This window comes from Lamprobacter sp., from assembly GCF_034860625.1.
In the GTDB taxonomy this organism is placed as follows: domain Bacteria; phylum Pseudomonadota; class Gammaproteobacteria; order Chromatiales; family Chromatiaceae; genus Lamprobacter.
Genome location: NZ_JAYESN010000779.1, coordinates 1 through 339 on the forward strand (window position 1 = coordinate 1; position 339 = coordinate 339).

The 339-nt window shown below is 65.8% G+C and carries 1 pseudogene; it reads left to right on the forward strand.

The features are described 5' to 3' along the window. Positions 1-30 precede the first annotated feature (30 nt). A pseudogene (locus VBE63_RS31260) lies at positions 31-339 on the forward strand (hypothetical protein); the annotation flags it as partial.

A 339-nucleotide genomic window follows, 5' to 3' on the forward strand; every position in this document is an offset into this window, starting at 1 on the left:
CCCCAGCCGCGCATCGGCTAGACTCTCGGCATGAGCCGCGACACCCGCATCCCCTGGCATGAACTGCTCGGCAAAGCCCTCACCGACGCGCTGATCGGGCTACCGTACAGCGTCAGCACCGAAGAAGAGCTCGCCCTGCGCAGCCAACGCCTGGATGTGCTGATCATCGAGCAAGCCCCGGCGACCGGCCGCGACCCTCAGCGCACCAAGGCGGCCCTGAAAACGCCCAACGCATCGCCCACACCTGAGCCCTATGCGGATGCGCCTGAACGCCCCGATGGCCTCGAAGACCTCGCCGCACACAATCTGCTCAGCTTCAATGGGGAAAACGGGGACAGA